This is a genomic window from Georgenia sp. EYE_87, assembly GCF_023148685.1.
Classification (GTDB): Bacteria; Actinomycetota; Actinomycetes; order Actinomycetales; family Actinomycetaceae; genus Georgenia.
In genome coordinates this window covers 114,200-132,507 of the sequence record NZ_JAHXNL010000003.1, presented here as the reverse complement: position 1 = coordinate 132,507, position 18,308 = coordinate 114,200, and the positions used below count along the sequence as shown (strand labels likewise).

14 protein-coding genes are annotated in these 18,308 nt (G+C 70.9%); 6 read left to right on the top strand and 8 right to left on the bottom strand.

The features are described 5' to 3' along the window. The first annotated feature begins 132 nt into the window (after positions 1-132). From KZX45_RS06345 to KZX45_RS06335, 3 genes are all read left to right on the top strand, one after another. A complete protein-coding gene (locus KZX45_RS06345) occupies positions 133-3,411 on the top strand; it encodes a DEAD/DEAH box helicase (RefSeq protein ID WP_248256879.1) in 3,279 nt (1,092 codons plus the stop codon). A gap of 68 nt (positions 3,412-3,479) precedes the next feature. Beyond that, complete coding sequence (locus KZX45_RS06340; protein ID WP_248256878.1) at positions 3,480-4,541, top strand: FAD-dependent monooxygenase; 1,062 nt, start codon at positions 3,480-3,482, stop codon at positions 4,539-4,541. Between the two features lie 94 nt (positions 4,542-4,635). Then, complete coding sequence (locus KZX45_RS06335) at positions 4,636-6,327, top strand: nuclease-related domain-containing DEAD/DEAH box helicase (protein WP_248256877.1); 1,692 nt, start codon at positions 4,636-4,638, stop codon at positions 6,325-6,327. A 3-nt stretch (positions 6,328-6,330) separates the two neighbouring features. Here the strand turns inward: KZX45_RS06335 and KZX45_RS06330 are convergent, their stop codons facing one another. The 4 genes from KZX45_RS06330 to KZX45_RS06315 are packed head-to-tail and all read right to left on the bottom strand — an operon-like array spanning position 6,331 to position 10,657. After that, a complete protein-coding gene (locus tag KZX45_RS06330; protein ID WP_248256876.1) occupies positions 6,331-6,789 on the bottom strand; it encodes a MaoC family dehydratase in 459 nt (152 codons plus the stop codon). Between the two features lie 16 nt (positions 6,790-6,805). Further along, on the bottom strand, positions 6,806-7,831 hold the full coding sequence (locus tag KZX45_RS06325; RefSeq protein ID WP_248256875.1) for a zinc-binding dehydrogenase: 1,026 nt from the start codon (positions 7,829-7,831) through the stop codon (positions 6,806-6,808). Further along, positions 7,828-9,246 carry a hypothetical protein gene (locus KZX45_RS20205; protein ID WP_248256874.1) on the bottom strand — a complete coding sequence of 473 codons (1,419 nt, stop codon included), beginning with the start codon at positions 9,244-9,246 and terminating at the stop codon, positions 7,828-7,830. Before KZX45_RS20205 ends, KZX45_RS06325 begins: the two co-directional genes overlap by 4 nt. A 58-nt stretch (positions 9,247-9,304) precedes the next feature. Further along, entirely contained in the window at positions 9,305-10,657 is a 1,353-nt protein-coding gene (locus KZX45_RS06315) for a TIGR00366 family protein (protein ID WP_248256873.1), read from the bottom strand. A 242-nt stretch (positions 10,658-10,899) separates the two neighbouring features. Here KZX45_RS06315 and KZX45_RS06310 point away from each other — a divergent pair, with 242 nt between their 5' ends. Further along, positions 10,900-11,634, top strand: coding sequence for an IclR family transcriptional regulator (locus tag KZX45_RS06310; RefSeq protein WP_282453365.1), 735 nt, complete (start codon positions 10,900-10,902; stop codon positions 11,632-11,634). A gap of 66 nt (positions 11,635-11,700) precedes the next feature. Here the strand turns inward: KZX45_RS06310 and KZX45_RS06305 are convergent, their stop codons facing one another. The 3 genes from KZX45_RS06305 to KZX45_RS06295 are packed head-to-tail and all read right to left on the bottom strand — an operon-like array spanning position 11,701 to position 14,904. Beyond that, a complete protein-coding gene (locus KZX45_RS06305) occupies positions 11,701-12,561 on the bottom strand; it encodes an enoyl-CoA hydratase-related protein (RefSeq protein ID WP_248256871.1) in 861 nt (286 codons plus the stop codon). Positions 12,562-12,566: 5 nt separating this feature from the next. Then, positions 12,567-13,382, bottom strand: coding sequence for an enoyl-CoA hydratase/isomerase family protein (locus KZX45_RS06300; protein WP_248256870.1), 816 nt, complete (start codon positions 13,380-13,382; stop codon positions 12,567-12,569). Positions 13,383-13,395: 13 nt separating this feature from the next. Continuing rightward, on the bottom strand, positions 13,396-14,904 hold the full coding sequence (locus KZX45_RS06295) for a 3-hydroxyacyl-CoA dehydrogenase (RefSeq protein ID WP_248256869.1): 1,509 nt from the start codon (positions 14,902-14,904) through the stop codon (positions 13,396-13,398). A gap of 297 nt (positions 14,905-15,201) precedes the next feature. Here KZX45_RS06295 and KZX45_RS06290 point away from each other — a divergent pair, with 297 nt between their 5' ends. Both KZX45_RS06290 and KZX45_RS06285 read left to right on the top strand, forming a co-directional pair. Continuing rightward, entirely contained in the window at positions 15,202-16,416 is a 1,215-nt protein-coding gene (locus KZX45_RS06290) for an acetyl-CoA C-acyltransferase (protein WP_248256868.1), read from the top strand. After that, the gene (locus tag KZX45_RS06285) at positions 16,416-17,201 is read left to right on the top strand and encodes an enoyl-CoA hydratase/isomerase family protein (RefSeq protein ID WP_248256867.1); all 786 of its coding nucleotides are present in this window, start codon (positions 16,416-16,418) and stop codon (positions 17,199-17,201) included. Before KZX45_RS06290 ends, KZX45_RS06285 begins: the two co-directional genes overlap by 1 nt. On the opposite strand, the gene KZX45_RS06280 is transcribed toward KZX45_RS06285, so the two are convergent. Further along, on the bottom strand, positions 17,198-18,184 hold the full coding sequence (locus KZX45_RS06280) for a diaminopimelate dehydrogenase (RefSeq protein ID WP_248256866.1): 987 nt from the start codon (positions 18,182-18,184) through the stop codon (positions 17,198-17,200). The genes KZX45_RS06285 and KZX45_RS06280 overlap by 4 nt on opposite strands. Between the last annotated feature and the right edge of the window lie 124 nt (positions 18,185-18,308).

Genomic DNA, 18,308 nt, shown 5'->3' with positions numbered 1-18,308 from the left:
GCTGAACGATTCTGTGCGGAAGTCGCGGCGGGTTGGCGGCAACCCCGCGGGCTGACCCCCCGACCGGGGCGCGGCTGCGCCGCCGCGGGCGGTCGTCCCTCGATGTCGGCGGTGCCACCTACCCTGGGGAACGTGGCCCGCCGCCCCGCTCTCGCGACGCTCCGCACCTGGACGGACCTGCCGGGTGAGGAGGAGATCCAGCTCGCCGTCGGGGCGCCCGCCTTCGCCCGCGGCCTCGCCTACGCCAAGGGTGGCAAGGTCACCTGGCTGACGTCGGACCCCGAGCGCCGGGTGCTCTACGCCGAGGTGCAGGGCACCGAGCCCACGCCGTACCAGACCCTGGTCCAGGTCGGCGACGCGCGGGGAAAGCGGCTGAGCACCGGCCGCTGCACCTGCCCCGTGGCGGTGGACTGCAAGCACGTCGCGGCCGTGCTGGTGGCCGCCCGCGACGAGCTCACGCCGCTGAGCCGCACGGCGCACGCCTGGGAGCGCCTGCTCGCCGACGTCGTCGAGGACGAGCGCATCGACGGCGGCGAGGTGCCCATCGGGCTGCAGTTCGAGCCCGTCGTCGAGACCGGCTGGCGCGGCCGCGCCGACACCCCGCGCATCAGGATCCGCCCGGTGGTCCCGGGGAAGAAGAGCCCCTGGGTGCGCAGCGGCGTCGGGTGGCGAGACCTGAGCTTCCGGTGGGGCGCCCACGGCCGCGTCGAGGCCCACCGCGAGGCGCTGCACGCGATCTACCTGGCGCACCAGCCCTCGGCCTACGCCTACAACGACACCGCCATCTTCCTCGACGAGTTCGGCCCTGCCCTGTGGCCGCTGCTGCGCGCCGCCGTCGACGCCGGCGTCCCGCTGGTCCACGCCACCCCCTCCGCCGGCGCGGTCGTCCTCGCCGACGCCCCGGCCACCGTCTCCCTCGACCTCGCCCGGGACGACGACGGCACGCTGCGCGCCACGCCCGCCGTCGCCGTCCCCGGCCACGAGACCCTCCCCGACGGCGGCGGCGTCTCCATCGTCGGCCGGCCGGGGCACGGGGTGGTCCTCGACCTCGCGCCTCACCTCTCGCGCGGCGGCCGCGGCGCACCGGGCGGCTCCGCCGCCGCCCTCGTGCTGGCGCCCCTGGCACGGCCGCTGACCACCAAGGCCTCGAACCTCCTCGCCGCCGGCGAGCTGGAGGTGCCGGAGGAGGACGTCGACCGCTTCCTCGCCGAGTACTACCCGACGCTGAGCAGGCTGGTCACCGTGCGCTCCTCCGACGGCTCGGTGGAGCTGCCGACGGTGGCGGCGCCACGGCTCGGCCTGACGCTGACCTACGAGCCGGACCACCACCTCTCCCTGGACTGGGCCTTCCTCTACGACGTCGGCGGCACCACCCGTCGGGTGCCGCTCGACGCCGGCCGCGGGCCGGGGCGCGACCGCTCCGCCGAGCAGCGGCTGCTGCGCGAGGTGGACCTCCCGCCGTCGCTGCAGGCGGGCGGCGGGCTGCCCGGCCCGGCCGGCAGCGTGCGGGTGCGGGGGCTCGACGCCGCGCTCTTCGTCGAGGAGACGCTGCCCGGTCTGCGCGAGCAGGGCGTCGAGGTCGACGTGGTCGGCACGCCCGTGGAGTACCGGCGCACCGACTCGGCCCCCGTCATCCGGGTCTCCGCCACCGACGCCGCGGAGGGGGACTGGTTCGACCTCGGCGTCACGGTGGAGATCGACGGCGAGCACGTGCCCTTCGAGAGCCTCTTCGTCGCGCTCGTGCGGGGCGACAGCCACCTGATCCTGCCCTCGGGCACCTACTTCGGTCTCGACCGGCCCGAGCTCGACCAGCTGCGCCGGCTCATCGAGGAGGCCACGGAGCTCCAGGACCGCCCGCCCGGGAGCCTGCGGCTGACGAGCTACCAGGCCGGGCTGTGGGAGGAGCTGGCGGCGCTCGGCGTCGTCGAGGAGCAGAGCGAGCGCTGGACCCGCTCGGTCGGCCGGCTGCTGGCCGGCGAGGGCGCCGACCCGCCGGCCGTGCCCGCCGGGCTGCGCGCCACGCTGCGCCCGTACCAGGCGGAGGGCTTCCGGTGGCTGAGCTACCTGTGGGACGCCGGGCTCGGCGGGGTCCTGGCCGACGACATGGGCCTGGGCAAGACCGTCCAGACCCTCGCCACCCTCCAGCGGGCCAAGGAGAACGGCACCCTCACCGCCCCGGCCCTCGTCGTCGCGCCCACCTCGGTGGTCGCCGGCTGGGCGGAGGAGGCCGCCCGGTTCGCGCCGGAGCTGCGCGTCGTCGCCGTCACCGAGACGGAGAAGAAGTCCCGCCGCGCCCTGGCCGACGACGTCGCCGGCGCGGACCTGGTGGTCTCCTCCTACGCGCTCTTCCGGATCGACGAGGCCGCGTACCGGGGCCTGGAGTGGAGCGGGCTGATCCTCGACGAGGCCCAGTTCGTCAAGAACCACCAGGCCAAGACGTACCAGTGCGCGCGGCGGCTGCGTGCGCCCTTCAAGCTGGCGATCACCGGCACGCCGCTCGAGAACAGCCTCATGGACCTGTGGTCGCTGCTCTCGATCGTGGCGCCCGGGATGTTCCCCGACCCGAAGGTGTTCGCCGAGCTGTACCGCAAGCCGATCGAGCGCGGCACCCGGCCCGAGCTCCTCGAGACGCTGCGACGGCGGATCCGCCCCTTCATCCGCCGGCGCACCAAGGAGCAGGTGGCCACCGACCTGCCGCCCAAGCAGGAGCAGGTGCTGCACGTCCAGCTCAACGCCCGGCACCGCAAGGTCTACGACACCCACCTCCAGCGCGAGCGGCGCAAGGTGCTCAGCCTGCTCGACGACGTCGAGAAGAACCGCTTCACGATCCTCCGCTCGCTGACCCTGCTCCGGCAGCTCAGCCTCGACGCCGCGCTCGTGGACGAGCAGTACGCCCGGGTGCCCTCCTCCAAGGCCGACGTGTTCATGGAGCAGCTCGAGGAGGTGGTCGCCGGCGGCCACCGGGCGCTGGTCTTCAGCCAGTTCACCGGGTTCCTCGCCACCGTCCAGGACCGGCTCGACGCCGAGGGCATCGACTACTGCTACCTCGACGGCCGCACCCGCAACCGCGCGACGCGCATCGCGGAGTTCAAGTCGGGGTCCGCGCCGGTGTTCCTCATCAGCCTCAAGGCGGGCGGCTTCGGGCTCAACCTCACCGAGGCGGACTACGTCTTCATCCTCGACCCCTGGTGGAACCCGGCCGCGGAGGCGCAGGCCGTGGACCGCACGCACCGCATCGGCCAGGACCGGCACGTCATGGTGTACCGGCTGGTCGCGGAGAACACGATCGAGGAGAAGGTCCTCGCCCTCCAGGCCCGCAAGCGCGACCTGTTCGACAAGGTGATCGACGAGGGCGGGGCGCTGTCCGCGCCGCTGAGCGCGGGGGACATCCGCGAGCTGCTGGGGGTGTAGGGCGCTCCGCCCGAGTGGGCACTATAAAAGTAGTGACACGGCGGGTGCGGGAGGAATAGCGTCGGATCATGCGCACGATCTCCATCGTCGGCGGCGGCATCGCGGGTCTGGCGCTGGCCGCCCGCCTCGACCCCGGCCGCTTCGACGTCACCGTCCACGAGCAGCGGGCCGGGCTGCCGCCCACCGGCACCGTGCTCGGCATGTGGCCGGCCGCGCAGCGCGCGCTCGACGCGATCGGCATCCTCGACGCCGTGCGCGCCGTCAGCCCCGCCATCCCCGGGCTGCCCGTCCAGGACCACCACGGCCACGTCTGGGCCACCCCGAGGGTCGAGGGCATGGTGGGGGTCTCGCGCGGCGACCTCCTGCGGCTCCTCGACGGCGCCGTGCCCGCCACGGTGCGCCGCCTGACCGGCCGGGTCGACGACGTCCGGGACGTCCGCGCCGACCTCGTGGTCGGCGCCGACGGCGTGCACAGCGCCGTGCGCCGCGCCGCCTGGGGCGAGCGTGCCGGGGCGCGGCTCACGCCCTACCTGGCCGTGCGGGGCGTGATCGGTGAGCCGGTCTGGCGGGAGGGCATCGGGGAGTACTGGGGCAGGGGAGACCTCTTCGGGATCGGCCCGTCGCGGACCGGGACCAACTGGTACGCCTCGTTCCGCTCCGACCTCGGCCCGGCGGACGTCGACGTCGCCGTCGCGCTCGCCGTCGCCCGCGAGCGCTACGCCGACGGCGCCCCCGCGGTGCGCCGGGTGCTCGCCGCGGCCACGCCCGAGACCAGCCTCGCCCAACGGATCTGGACCACGCCGCCCCTCCGTCGCTACGTCAGAGGCGCCGTGGTGCTCGTCGGGGACTCCGCCCACGCCATGACACCCAACCTCGGCCGCGGAGCCTGCGAGTCGCTCGTGGACGCGGTGACTCTGGCGGAGCTGCTCAACTCGCGGCCGCCGCGCGCCGCGCTCGCGGCCTACGAGCGCCGGCGCCTGCTGCGCACCCAGGCGCTCCGGGTCGCCTCGGCCGCGGTGATGCGCCTGGCGCTGGCCGAGCGCGGTCAGCCGGCACGCGACCGGGCGCTCGGCCTCGCTGGCCGGCTGCGTCCGGACGCTCCGGTCGGCGCCGCGGTTCCGCACCGGTGAGGTAAGGGTGCTCGCCGGCACTCGTTGACGGCCGACAGAGGTGGCCCGGACGAAACACGTCCGGGACACCCCAGCCCTGCGGTAGGAAGAAGGCATGCCGCGCCTCTTCCCGCCCGATCCCGACTTCCCCGACGGGTTCCACGGCGAGCGCGCCGTGTGGGAGGCGCTGCGCAGTCAGCTTCCCGACGAGGCGGTCCTCTTCCGCTCCATCCCGCTGATCGAGGGGGCGAAGGAGCGCGAGATCGACCTGCTCGTCGCCTGGCCGGGAGCGGGGATCGCCGTCATCGAGGTCAAGGGCGGCAACGTCTGGAAGGACGACGGCGGAGCCTGGCACGTGTCATCGGGCGGCCACGAGCGGCGCATCGAGGACCCGGCCGAGCAGGTGCAGGACGCCCGCCACCTGCTGCAGGACTACCTGCGCCGACGCGGCACCGGCCCCACCGCCGTCGCGAGCTCGCGCACGACGCACCTGGTTGCGCTGCCCTTCACGGAGGTGCCCCAGGGGTGGTCGGCGCCGAACCTGGCCCGGACCATGGTGGTGGACAGGCACGAGCTCGGAGACGTCGCGGCCCGCGTGCTCCAGGCCATCCACGAGCACGGCGCGGGCCACAAGCCGCTGTCCGCCGCCGAGGCGGAGATCCTGATCGACGTTGTCGTGTCCTCCCTGCCGCGTCACGTCGACTCGATCGCCCGGGCCGCCGAGCAGGGCGCCGTCGTCGAGCGGCTCACCCATGACCAGGCGCAGCTCCTCACCCGGTTCCTCGGCAACCAGAGCCGAGCGCGCGTGATCGGTGGCGCCGGCACGGGCAAGACGTGGGTCGCGACCGCGCAGGCCCGCCGGCTCGCCCGCAGCGGCAAGCGGGTCGCGCTGGTCTGCTACAGCCGCGGCCTGGGCCGGTTCTTCGAGCGACTCGTCGCGACCTGGCCGGCCAGGGACCGGCCCGCCTACGTCGGGCTCTTCCACGACCTGCCCCTCCGGTGGGGCGCGGAGCCGGGCGCCGACGACGACTCCGACTACTGGGAGCGTCGCCTCCCGGAGCAGCTCGGCACCCTCGCGGCCAGGCGTCCCGCGGGCGACCTGTTCGACGCCGTCGTCGTGGACGAGGCGCAGGACTTCTCCGACATCTGGTGGCCCAACCTGCTGCAGTGCCTGCGCGACCCGGAGCACGGCGGGCTCTACGTCTTCCTCGACGACGGCCAGCGGGTCTTCCCGCGCGACGGTCACGACCCGATCGATCTTCCCCCGTTCGAGCTCGAGGAGAACCTGCGCAACACCAAGCAGATCGCCCAGCTCATCGGGAGCATGTCCCAGGTCGCCATGCGCCCGCGGGGCGCGCCCGGCGAGCCGGTTCGGGTGGTCGACGTGCCGCCGGAGGACGCCGTAGCGGCTGCGGACGACGCCGTCGAGGCGCTGCTCGGCGAGGGCTGGGACCCCGGGCAGGTCGCGCTGCTCACCACGGGACGGCGGCATCCCGAGCAGCGCCACACCGTCGAGCTCGCCGGGTACCAGGAGTACTGGGACGACTTCCTGGCCGCCGAGGACGTGTTCTACGGCCACGTCCTCGGCTTCAAGGGCCTGGAGCGACCGGTCGTCGTGCTGTGTGTCAACGGCTTCCGGGACCGGGAGCGGGCCCGCGAGATCCTCTACACCGGGCTGTCCCGCGCCGGCTCGCTGCTCGTCGTCGTCGGCCCGCTGGCGTTGGTCGAGGAGGTCGGCGGCGAAGGCGTGCGACGCCGACTGGGTTCGGCGCAGGACTGGTCGCCAGCGACCGCGGAAGTCGGGTGACGGTCAGCGGCGGCCGATCAGGCTGACAGTTCTCATCCGCATCACGACCTGCCCGTTCTGGTTGATCATCTCGCCGCAGGTGTGCACGACACCGCGCCGCGGATCACTCCGAGACTCCCGCACCTCGCCGATGGTGCACCGGGCGCTGAGGGTGTCGCCCGGCCGGACCGGGACGAACCAGCGAAGTTCGTCGCCGCCGGGCGAGCCCAGGCTGCGGCTGGTGCCCAGGAGTCCGTCGACAAAAAGGCGCATGTAGAGGCCGACGGTGTGCCAGCCGGACGCGATCAGGCCACCGAATCCGGCGATTCTGCCGGCCTCCTCGTCGACATGGAAACCCTGCGGGTCGAACTGCTCGGCGAAGATGACGATGTCGTCCGCTGACACCGAGACGCTGCCGAGGTCGTAGATGGTGCCGCTCGCGAAGTCCTCGAAGAAGACTGGACGGCTGTCGACCGGTTCCATGGTGATCAGTCTCCCGTCAGCCGACAGTGAGCACGACTTTGCCGGAGTGGTCGCCGTCGGCAAGCAGCTTCTGGGCGCGGTTCGCCTCGTCCAGCGGGAATGACCGCTCGACCACGGGGAGCGCCTCGGGGTGGCTCGACAGCAGGTCGACGACCGCGGCAAGGTCCCTGCGGTCTCCCAGCCAGGTGCCGTGGATGCTCAGCTGCTTGCCGAAGACGTGGCGCAGGTCCGTCACCGCCTCGTGGCCGGTGGTGACCCCGCAGAAGGCGAGGCGGCCCCGGGTGGCGAGCATCCGGATGCTCTCCATCCACGTCGCTGCACCGACGTGGTCCAGCACGACATCGACGCCGCGCCCACCGGTGACCCCACGGACCTGCCTGGCCGTGGCCTCGTCGCGGACGATGACCGTGCCGGCCCACCCGTTCTCCCGAAGCCACGCCTCCTTCGCGTCGCTGCTGACCACGGCGATCGCCTCGGCGCCGATCGCGGTGGCGATGCGCAGCGCGGCATTTCCGAGCCCGCCCGCCGCGCCCCACACTGCGACCGTCTCCCCGGCGGTCAGACCCGCCTTGACGACCATCGCGTTCCAGGCAGTGATGTAGGAGACGGGTACCGCACCCCACCCGGCGCCGGACGAGGCCGGCACCCGGAAGACGTCATTCTTGCTGACCGTGATGCTTGTTGCGTACCCGCCGTCGAAGCCGTAGCCGAGCACCTCGAACGAGCGGCATGCCGACTCCCGACCGGCCCGGCACTGGCCGCACTGCCCGCAGGACCGCCCGGGATAGACCAGAACCCGGTCGCCGACGCCGACGTGCTCCACCAGCTCACCGACGGCGCCGACCGTTCCGAGGATGTCGCTTCCGGGGACGCGGGGGAGCGAGAGTCGATCGCCCGTGTCACCGCGCTTGAGCCACAGGTCGAGATGGTTGAGCCCGCACACCTCGATGTCGACCCGGACGTCCTCGCCGCCGAGGGCGGCTACGGGCCGCTCCTCGGCCACGAGTTCCTCGCCGTGGGCGGCCTGGACCATCGCCGTCATCGCGCCAGCACTCCCCGCCGGTCCTCGAACCTCTTGAGCTTGGCGCGGTGCCCGTGGCCGGTGAGCTCCCGGAGGGAGTCACGGTCGACGACCTCAACGCCGATCTGCACGCCGATCTTCTGCTTGAGCAGCTTCTCGAGGTCCGCGCCGAGGCGGTCACGGTCGCCGACGCCGTCGGCGGCCTCGACCATGACGGTCATCTCCTCGCGAGCCATCTTGCCGGGCGGGGTGACACGCTCGACGTAGACGAAGTACTCGCCGCTGACGCCGGGGTTGTCCTGGATGATCTTTCCGCAGGCCTCCGGCCAGACGTTGACGCCGCGTAGCTTCACCATGGTGTCGCTGCGGCCCTGGAAGTAGTCCAGCTTCCGGTGCACGCTGCCGCAGGCGCACTCCGTGAGCTCGTGCGTCGCCGAGATGTCCTGGATGTTGTACCGGATCTGGTGCGTGCCGGTCTTGTAGAGGCAGGTCACCACGATGTTGCCCCGGTGACCGGGCGGGAGCACCTCACCGGTCTCGAAGTCCACCACCTCGATGACGAACGCGTCCTCGAAGATGTGCAGGCCGTCCTTCGCCTCGCACTCCGCCGCCACGTACTGCACCTCGTGGAAGGCGTACGAGTCGTAGGCCGGCACGCCGAACGCCTCCTCGACCGCGGCCGTGTCACCGAAGGACAGCAGGGTCTTGAGGTTGAGGTCGTTCTTCGGGTCGATGCCCATACGTCGGGCGGTGTCCGCGATGTGCAGCAGGTAGTCCGAGGTGGCGGTGATGGACGCGGCCCCGTAGAGCTGCGCCATCTCCACCTGCTTCTCGGTGGGTGTGACGTTCCCCGTGCCCGTGGTGATCGGGATGGCGCCGAGCCAGTGCCACAGGCCGTGGTCCATGATCCAGGCGGCGTTGTGGGTCGAGTAGGCCCAGGCGTTGATCACCGCATCCCCCGGCCGAACACCCTGCATGAGGAACGTGCGGGCGCTGAGGATGGCCCCGACCTCGCGGTCCCACTGGGTGTAGATCGTGGGCCGGGGCATCCCCGTTGTTCCCCCGCTGGTGTAGAAGCGCAGCGGCGTGTGGGCGCCGTCGGCGAAGTGGTGACTCTGGTAGTCCCCGAACGGCGGCTCGCGGTCGATGCTGACCCGGATGTCGTCGATCGTGTACTGGGGCACCTTGGACAGGTCGTCGACGCTCTTCACGTCCCCGGGCTGGAACCCGTGGTCCGCCCACAGCCGCTGATAGAACGGAACCTCCGAGGCCCGCTCGAGGGCGCCCTTGAGACGCTCCGTCTGGGCGGCGGCGATCCGGTCCCGGCTCCAGAGCCGTGTGCCGCTCATGAACTCGAACGGCGGCTCGTACTCCTTCACCAACCGGTCCCAGTCGATGGAGTTGTAGTAGTAGGGGGGCTTGACTATCTCGCGCACGGCGACCTGACCCTTCGACGGACTGTGCACTGATCGGAACATGGTGAGTCGGGAGATGCTACGGAGTCCCGAAGACGACGAGGGCGGTGCCCCAGATCAGGCCGACGGCGATCAGGATTGGCAGGTTGTAGCCCATGAAGTCGCGCACCCGGAGCCTGGTGCCCGCGGCGAGGATCGGGAAGTAGAGCAGCGCCCAGAACGGCTGGATGAGGTTGGTCCAGATGTCGCCGTAGGTGACAGCCATGATGGTCATGACGTTGTCGACACCGAGGGCGCCGCCCGCCGGCAGGAAGAAGGGTGCCGTAGCGACGAACTGAGAACCTGCCGAGGGCACGAAGAGGTTGAGGAAGCCGGTGATGACGAAGACGATCGGCAGGAAGGTTGCCTCGTTGGCGATCGCGATGAGCCCGTCGGAGAAGCGGGCGGCGAGCCCCGTCTCGGCGAAGATGGCGGCGATGCCGCCGTAGAGCGGGAACTGCAGCATGATCGAGCTGCTGGCCGAGAGGTTCCTCGTGAAGGAGCGCGCGTAGGACATGGCGTCCTTCTGGACGAGCATCCCCATCACCAGCGCGATGACGGCGACGGTGTTGAGGTTCAGGCCGGCGAGCCCGGTCGTTGCCAGGTAGTAGACGAGGTAGCCCAGGCCCATGAGGCCGACGACCAGCAGGATCGCACGGCTGTGGTTGATCTTGTCGGCCACGCTGTCGTCCCGGTGGTCGTCTGCGTCAGCCGGAGCCTCGTCCTCCGCGTAGCCCTCGATCGCGAGGTCCTGGAACGAGACGATCTCGGTCTTGCGGCGGGCGACGACGGCGTAGATGACGGCGGTGACGATGACGATCAGTCCGGCCGAGACGAGGTTCATCGTCGAGAACGTCGTCCGCTCGAGCGGGATAAGCCCCCCGACGAGCTCCGTCAGCGGTCCCTCGGTGGCGACGAAGAGCGGGATGGTGCCGGAGATGCCGGTCAGGGAGATGACGAACGAGGAGTAGGCGATGGCCGAGATCAGCCGGTAGTCGACGCCGCGGATCTCCTTGGCGAGAGCGCGGGCGAGGATCGCGGTCACGACCGGGCCGATGTACCAGCCGATGAACGAGGTGGCGGCGCCGACCAGCCCGGTGACGAGGTAGGCCGTCTGCGGGGTCTTGATCAGGCCGGCGGCGCGCCTGATGCCGCGCTGCACGGCGGGGGTGTCGACGAGAACCAGGGCGGCGGCGTACGTGAACGCCAGCTGGAAGGCGAACTGGAACAGCATCGGCAGGCCGCCGAACCATGCCTCCAGCACGCCGACCGGCCCCGCATCCGTCATGGCGAGCGCGAGCACGACAGACAGGACGGTGAGTATGAGCGCGAAGATCAGCGCGTCAGGGAAATAACGGCTGTACCAGTTCGCCACGCGCTCGGAGGCGGACATCTTTGTCGAAATCCTCAAGTCGGTCTGCATAGGTCTCAGCTTTCTGGCGTAAATGTACGTCGGGGGCGTATTGCGCTTGCTGGGGGGCGGTCAGAACGGTTTTCACTCGACAGTGAGATGAACGCTGCTGGCGCGATGCTCCGTGGACGCTACCGGGCGCGTCGCACGGGCGGCAATTAGATCGGACGGAAGAGTGTTTCGCTGTGCGGAAAGGGCGTCCATATGCGTGGTAGTCTGGGCAGATGTCGTCCGGCAAACCCGTAGAGGCGCTCGCCCGTGGGATTAGAATTCTCGAAGTACTTTCCCGAGCGTCCGGCCCGATGACCAACGGGCAGATTGCGCGAGCGACGGAGCTGCCGCCGTCGACTGTCTCCCGGCTCACCGACAGCTTGGTCCAGCTCGGCTACCTCCGGTTCACCAGCGACCAGGGAGCGTACCGGCTCACGCCGAAGAACCTCCGTCTCGGATACCCGGTCCTCGCGAACACACCCCTCGCGAGCCGGGCCCAGCGGGTGCTGGACGAGATGAGTGCGGAGACGGGGTGCACCGCTGCGCTGGCGGTCCGGGACGAGCTGCACGTCGCCTTCCTGGCCACCGCCCGTGGGCGAGACCTCCGATCGGTGCCCCTTGCGGTGGGTGGTCGGCTTCCCATCTCGATGTCCGCCGCCGGAATCGCACTGCTTGCGGCGATGGAGGAGCCCCAGAAGACCCGGCTGGTGCGGAGCATCCGGTCCGACCTGACGGCTCGCGGCCACAGCGTCAAGGACTTCGAGGAGAGCCTCGTCGTCGGGCGCGACCTGCTGGTGATCAACCGAGGACGCTGGCGCTCCGAGATCGGCGGGGTCGCCGCCCCCCTCCGCAGCGGCGGGGAGCTCTACGCCCTGACCTTCGCCGTCCGGGTGGAGTACCTGGACGACGACGGTGAGGATCGGCTGCTTTCGTCGATGCGCGCTGCCGTGGACCGGCTGTCCGACTGATCGGCGGCCGGGTCGCGGCATCGCGGCCCGCGCGCTCGTGGTCATCGCCCTCAAGACTGCTCGTGGTCAGCGCCCCTCGAACGCGGGTTGCCGCCGCTCGACGAACGCTGCCATCCCCTCCTCCTTGTCGCGGGAGGCGAACAGGACCTGTAACGCCTTGCGTTCCAGGCCCAGCGCGGCCTCGAGCGGCGCGTCGGCCCCGAGCGTGATGACCTCCTTGATGTGCTCGAGGGCGAGGACCGGCAGCTGGGCGAGGCCGGCGGCCATCTCGACAGACCGAGACTCGACGACGTCGTCGTCGACCACCTCGGAGACCAGGCCCATTCGCTCGGCGTCGGCCGCAGTGATGATCTCGCCGGTCAGGCAAAGGCGCATGGCATGGAACTTCCCGACCGCGCGCAGGAGTCGCTGTGTCCCTCCCGCTCCGGGCATGATGCCCAGCTTCACCTCCGGCTGCCCGAGCTTTGCCGACGTGCCGGCGACGATGATGTCGGCGTTCATCGCCAGCTCGAGCCCGCCGCCGAGGGCGTAGCCGTTGACGGCGGCGATGACGGGGCGCGGGAAGCTGCCCACCGCGGCCCACAGCTTCTCCGTGTGGCGGCGGTACATCTCCACCGGGTCCACGCCCTGCATGCTCCTGACGTCCGCCCCGGCGGCGAACGCCGCGGTGGTGCCGGTCAGCACCACCGCACGCACGCCGTCGTCCTCGGCCAGACGGTCGAACGTCTCGGCCAGACGCTGCCGCAGGGGCATGCTGAGTGCGTTTCGTGCCCCCGGGCGGTCCATCCGGACAAGGGCCACGCCGGCCGCGGGTTCGCTGACCTCGATCCTGAAGTCAGGACCGACGACCGTCCAGGAGCGGCCCGTGCCGCTGTCGATCCCCGCCTGGCCGCGGTGGCCGGCGTGCTGATCGGTCGAGAATGCCACGTGCCTCACCCCTCCGCGGAGGCGCGGGCGCCCTCGAAGGTCGGGCGCCGCTTCTCTACGACCGCCTGCCGGCCCTCGCGCACGTCCGGACCGTTGAACCCGAGGAACTCCAGCGCGAGGGAGGAGTCGAACGTCGGCCCTGCCATGCGCAGCCAGTTGTTCAGGGCGTACTTGGTCCACCGGATCGCGGTGGGTGAGCCGTCCCGGAGCTTCCGGGCCACGTCCAGCGCGGTGTCCTGAACCTGGTCGGCGTCCACCGACAGCGACACCAGGCCCATGCGCTCGGCCTCCTCGCCGAGGACCTTCTCGCAGAGCAGCAGGTGATACTTGGCCTTGGCCATGCCGCACAGCAGCGGCCAGACGATGGCGGCGTGGTCGCCGGCCGCGACCCCGAGGCGCGTGTGACCGTCGATGATCCGCGCGTCCTTGGCGGCGATCGAGATGTCCGCCAGGAGTCCCGCGGCGAGGCCCGCGCCGACGGCGGGGCCCTCCATCGCCGACACGATCGGCTTGGAGCAGTTGATGACGTTGTAGACGAGGTCCTTGGCCTCCTTCCACACGCGGGACAGCACGGCGAAGTCCTCCGACATCTCCTTGACGAGGTCGAGGTCCCCGCCGGCCGAGAAGACGCCGTTGGACCCGGTGAGGATGGCGACGTCAACCTCCGGGTCCTCGTCGATGTCCCGCCAGATGTTCGCCAGCTCCCGGTGCATACCGGCGTGTGCGGCGTTAAGACGGCCGGGGCTGTGCATCGTCACCCGGAGGATCCCGGGCTCGACGAACTCGGTCAGCAGGTGCTCGTACCGGTCGTACATGCTCATGTTGGTGCGCTCCTCAGTCGGTTACGGCGGCCAGGCTCGTGCGAGCGGCCACCACGTCAGGGTGATGGATCGGGAGGTCCGCGGCGGCGCGCCGTCGCAGCCAGTGACTGGCTCGGTACCGAGCATCCTGCGTGGTCCGGTGGATACCGTCCAAGATCTCGGTGAAGACCCGCGGTCCGTGCTCGTCCGCCAGAGCCAGCGGGCCGGCGGGATACCGCAGGCCAAGCCGTACGGCGGTGTCGATGTCGGCCGGGGCGGCGACGCCGCGTTGCGCCATCTCGGAGCCGAGGTTCACGACGGCGGCCAGGATGCGCTGCGCGATGAACCCGGGTGAGTCGTTGATGACCTCGACGGAGCTCGCGCTCTCGATCTGGCCGCGGAGCGTGGAGACGACCGCAGGGTCCGCGCCCGGCGGCACCATGAGCGTCACCACGTCTCGGACGCCGAAGGCGAGGTCGACGGCGACCGCCCGTCTGGGGTCGACGCCCGCACGGCAGGCGGCGCTGGTGCAGTCCTCGCCGAGCGGCGCCAGCAGCACGGGGGAGGTTCCGTCGTCGTCCACCACGGTGAGGCCCGCTCGTGCGCAGAACTCGAGCAGGGAGCGGTCGGCCCCGGTGGTCAGCACGACGGTCGCGGCGTCGGCCGGAGCACCGCTGGTACGTGCAGGGGGAGTGTCGCCGGGGTAGCTGTAGAAGCCCTGCCCCGTCTTCTGCCCGAGGAGTCCCGCCTCGAACAGGTAGCGGTGCTCCCAGGTCGAACGCAGCTTCGGGTCGGCGAAGTTGTGCTCGAAGATGTTCTCGGTGACCGGGTAGTTGACATCGATGCCGGTCAGGTCCATCAGTGCGAAGGGGCCGAGCGGGAAGCCGAAGCCCTCCTTCATCACGCGGTCGACCTGCGCCGGCGACGCGACGCCCTCGTTGACGACGGCCAGGGCTTCCGTGGTGTAGGCGCGGCCGGCGAGGTTGACGATGAAGCCCGGGGTGTCGCGGGCGAGGATTGGTGTCTTCCCCACCCCCTCGGCAAAGGTCACGGCGGTGGCGAGCGTCCGCTGGTCGGTCCGCGGCCCGGGGATCACCTCGACGAGCTTCATGACGTGGGCGGGGTTGAAGAAGTGCATCCCCACGGTCCGTCCGGGGCGCGACGCGTTCCGGAAGACGGCCCCGACACTGAGCGAGGAGGTGTTGGTCGCGAGGATGCAGTCGGGTCCGACCACGCTCTCGAGCTCGGCGAAGAGCGCCTGCTTGACGGCGAGGTCCTCGACGACCGCCTCGACCACCAGGTCGCAGCCGGACAGGTCCTCGACGGAACCAGCGACCGTGAGACGTTCGAGAATTGCTCGCGCGTCCTCGGTGGTCGTGCCGCCCTTGGCGACCTGACGCTCGATGCTCGCGCCGATCCTGCCGATCGCTTCCTGCGCGGCCCCGGGGCGGACGTCGTGGAGCAGCACCGCATGACCTGCCGCTGCGGCGACCCGTCCGATGCCGCTACCCATCGCGCCGGCACCCACGATTCCTACCTGCATCCGCGCAGCCTCCCTGCTGTTCCGGACCTCTTGGACAGTTCTGGGCCTCGCCATGTGCTGGCCCGCTCCAGAAACCTAATTCCAGGTGCGTCGAGGCGACAAGGAGAAACCACGGAACGCTGTTTCGCCAGATGGAAAAGCAATCTGCTCCCGCGGTGCACGGAATGGCTTTGAGGTCAGTAACCTACTGGGAGCAAAGAAGTGCGTGGATTGTGGGGCCGGCCAGCTCCGGGACTGAATTCGAAACACTTGAACGCCCGCGATTCGCCAGAAATTTGCCGAGAAAAGGAGACAGATGTGACCGAGGCATTTCTTGTCGGAGGAGCACGGACGCCGGTGGGGCGTTACGGAGGGGCGCTGGCGGGCGTCAGGCCGGACGACCTCGCCGCGCTGACGCTGACCGCGACGATCGAGCGTGCGGGTCTCGACGCCGGCGCGGTGGACGAGGTGATTCTCGGTAACGCCAACGGCGCTGGGGAGGAGAACCGCAACGTCGCGCGGCTCGCGGCCCTCCTCGCCGGCTTCCCCGACCACGTCCCCGGGATCACGGTGAACCGGCTGTGTGCCTCGGGCCTGAGCGCCATCGCCCAGGCCTCGCAGATGATCAAGGCAGGCGAGGCGGACGTCGTGGTGGCCGGTGGCGTGGAGTCCATGAGTCGCGCCCCGTGGGTGCTGGCAAAGCCGGAGAAGGCGTACGCCAAGCCGGGGGAGATGTTCGACAGCTCGCTGGGCTGGCGCTTCGTGAACGAGCGCTTCACCTCGGGCGGGGACCTCTCCCGGGAGGGGCGGATGACGTTCTCCATGCCCGAAACCGCAGAAGAGGTTGCCGAGCGGTACGGGATCAGCCGTGAGGATGCCGACGCCTTTGCCGCCCGTTCCCACGCCCGCGCCCTCGAGGCGATCGCTGCGGGCCGCTTCTCTGACGAGATCGCCCCCGTGACGGTCAAGGGCCGCAAGGGTGCGACCGTCGTCGAGGTCGACGAAGGTCCGCGACCCGGCACCAGTCCGGAGGTGCTCGCCGGCCTACGGCCAATCATCAAGAAGGACGGCGTCGTCACCGCCGGCAACTCGAGCTCCCTCAACGACGGAGCCTCCGCCGTCATCGTCGCCTCCGAGTCCGCCGTGGAGCGGTACGGGCTCACGCCGCGGGCGCGCGTAGTCGGCGGAGCCTCCGCCGGCGTCGCCCCCGAGATCATGGGCATGGGCCCGGTGCCGGCGACACGGAAGCTGCTGGACCGGATCGGCTGGGCCCTCGACGACCTGCAGGCGGTGGAGCTCAACGAGGCGTTCGCCAGTCAGTCCCTCGCCGTCATGCGCGAGCTCGGTCTCGACGAGGAGATCACCAACCGTGACGGCGGCGCCATCGCGCTGGGGCACCCCCTCGGCTCGAGCGGATGCCGGATCGTCGTCACGCTGCTGGGCCGTATGGAGCGCGAGAACGCCTCACGGGGTCTGGCCACCATGTGCGTCGGCGTCGGCCAGGGTGCGTCGCTGGCGCTGGAGGCAGTCTGATGCTCGGCGAGTCGTTCGAGACCCTCCTCGTCGAGGAGTCTGCCGCCAGAGAGGGCCAGGCGCCGCGCGTCCACGTCAGCCTGAACCGGCCAGAGGTGCGTAACGCGATCGATCAGCAGATGGTGGACGAGCTGCACGAGGTGTGCGACGCGCTCGAGCGAGAACCCCGAGTCCTCATCATCTCCGGCTGCGACTCCCCGTCAGGTCCGGTCTTCGCGTCCGGTGCGGACATCGCCCAGCTGCGGGAGCGTGGGCGGGCCGACGCCCTTCGCGGCATCAACTCCAACGTCTTCGTCCGTGTCGCGGCCCTGCCGATGCCGGTCATCGCCGCCCTGGACGGATACGTCCTTGGCGGGGGTGCCGAGCTGGCATATGCCGCCGACTTCCGGCTGGCGACCCCCGCGGTCAAGATCGGCAACCCGGAGACCGGCCTGGGCATCATGGCGGCCGCCGGAGCGACATGGCGCCTGCGCGAGCTCGTGGGCGAGGCCGTGGCCAAGGAGATGCTGCTCGCAGGCAGGGTCCTCGGGGCCGAGGAGGCGAGAGCGCTGCACCTCGTTACCGAGGTGCACGAGAGCGCGGATCTGATCGCGGCGGCGCACGCGCTCGCCGACCGGATCGGGAAGCAGGACCCGCTGGCGGTGCGGATCACCAAGAGCGTTTTCCACTCGCCGCCCGAGGCCCACCCGGTGATTGATCAGATCGCCCAGGCTGTGCTGTTCGAGTCCGAGGCGAAGTTCGAGCGGATGGACGCCTTTCTCGAGAGACGCGGCGCCCGGCGCTAGAGGAGTTCGGCCCGGAGCTCCTCCGGCGACCTCTCGGACAGCAGACCCGGCGGGACGTCGAAGACCGTCCTGGCGCCCACCTGCCCCTGGGCGTTGAGGCGGTGCACCGCCCGGGCGAACGCGACCAGCACGCTCGCGGTGAACTCGGGGTTGCTCTCCAGCTGCAGCCGATACTCGACGACCTGGGCGTGCCCGCCGCCGGTGTTCCCGGAGCGGATGACGAAGCCGCCGTGCGGCATCGCACCGTGATCGCGGCGGAGCTCTTCGGCGCTGATGAAGTGGACGACGGTGTCGTAGTCCGCGAAGTAGTGGGGCATCGTCACGATCGCCTCCTCCACCGCGGCGGCGTCGGCGCCATCCTCGAGGACGACGTAGCACTCGCGCCGGTGCTTCTCCCGGGTGCTCAGCTCGGGCCGCCGCCCGCTGCGGACGGCGTCGATCGCCCCCTGCGAGGGGACGGTGTACTGCACGCCGGCGGCCACGCCGGGAACCCGGCGGACGGCGTCGGAGTGGCCCTGGCTCAGGCCCTTGCCCCAGAACGTGTAGGTCTCGCCGTCCGGCAGCAGCGCCTCGCCGTACAGCCGGTTGAGGGAGAACATCCCTGGGTCCCAGCCGGCGGAGATCAGCGACGTCCGGCCGCCCGCCCGCGCCGGGGCGTCGACGGCCGCGAAGTACTCCGGGATCCGGGCGTGGGTGTCGAAGCTGTCGACGGTGTTGAAGTGCGCGGCCAGCGCCGGCCCCTGTTCGGGGAGGTCGTCCTTCGACCCGCCGCACAGGATCAGCACGTCGACGTCGTCGCGGCGGTCGGTCAGGCCGTCGACCGGCAGGACCGGCGTGCTCGCGTCCGGCGTGTCGATGTCCTCGGGGGAGCGGCGGGTGAAGACGCCCACCAGCTCCATGTCCGGGTTCTGCGGAACCGCGAGCGCGACGCCGCGCCCGAGGTTGCCGTACCCGACGATGCCGATGCGGATCTTCTCGCCCATTGCTGCTGCCGTGCCTTCCTGTTCCCGTCCGACGTCCTCCAGGGACGGTATGCCGACCGCCGGAGCCGCGTTCCGGGTGACCGCCTACCGGCCCGATGTCAGTGCCTCGTCATAGGGTGGCGGC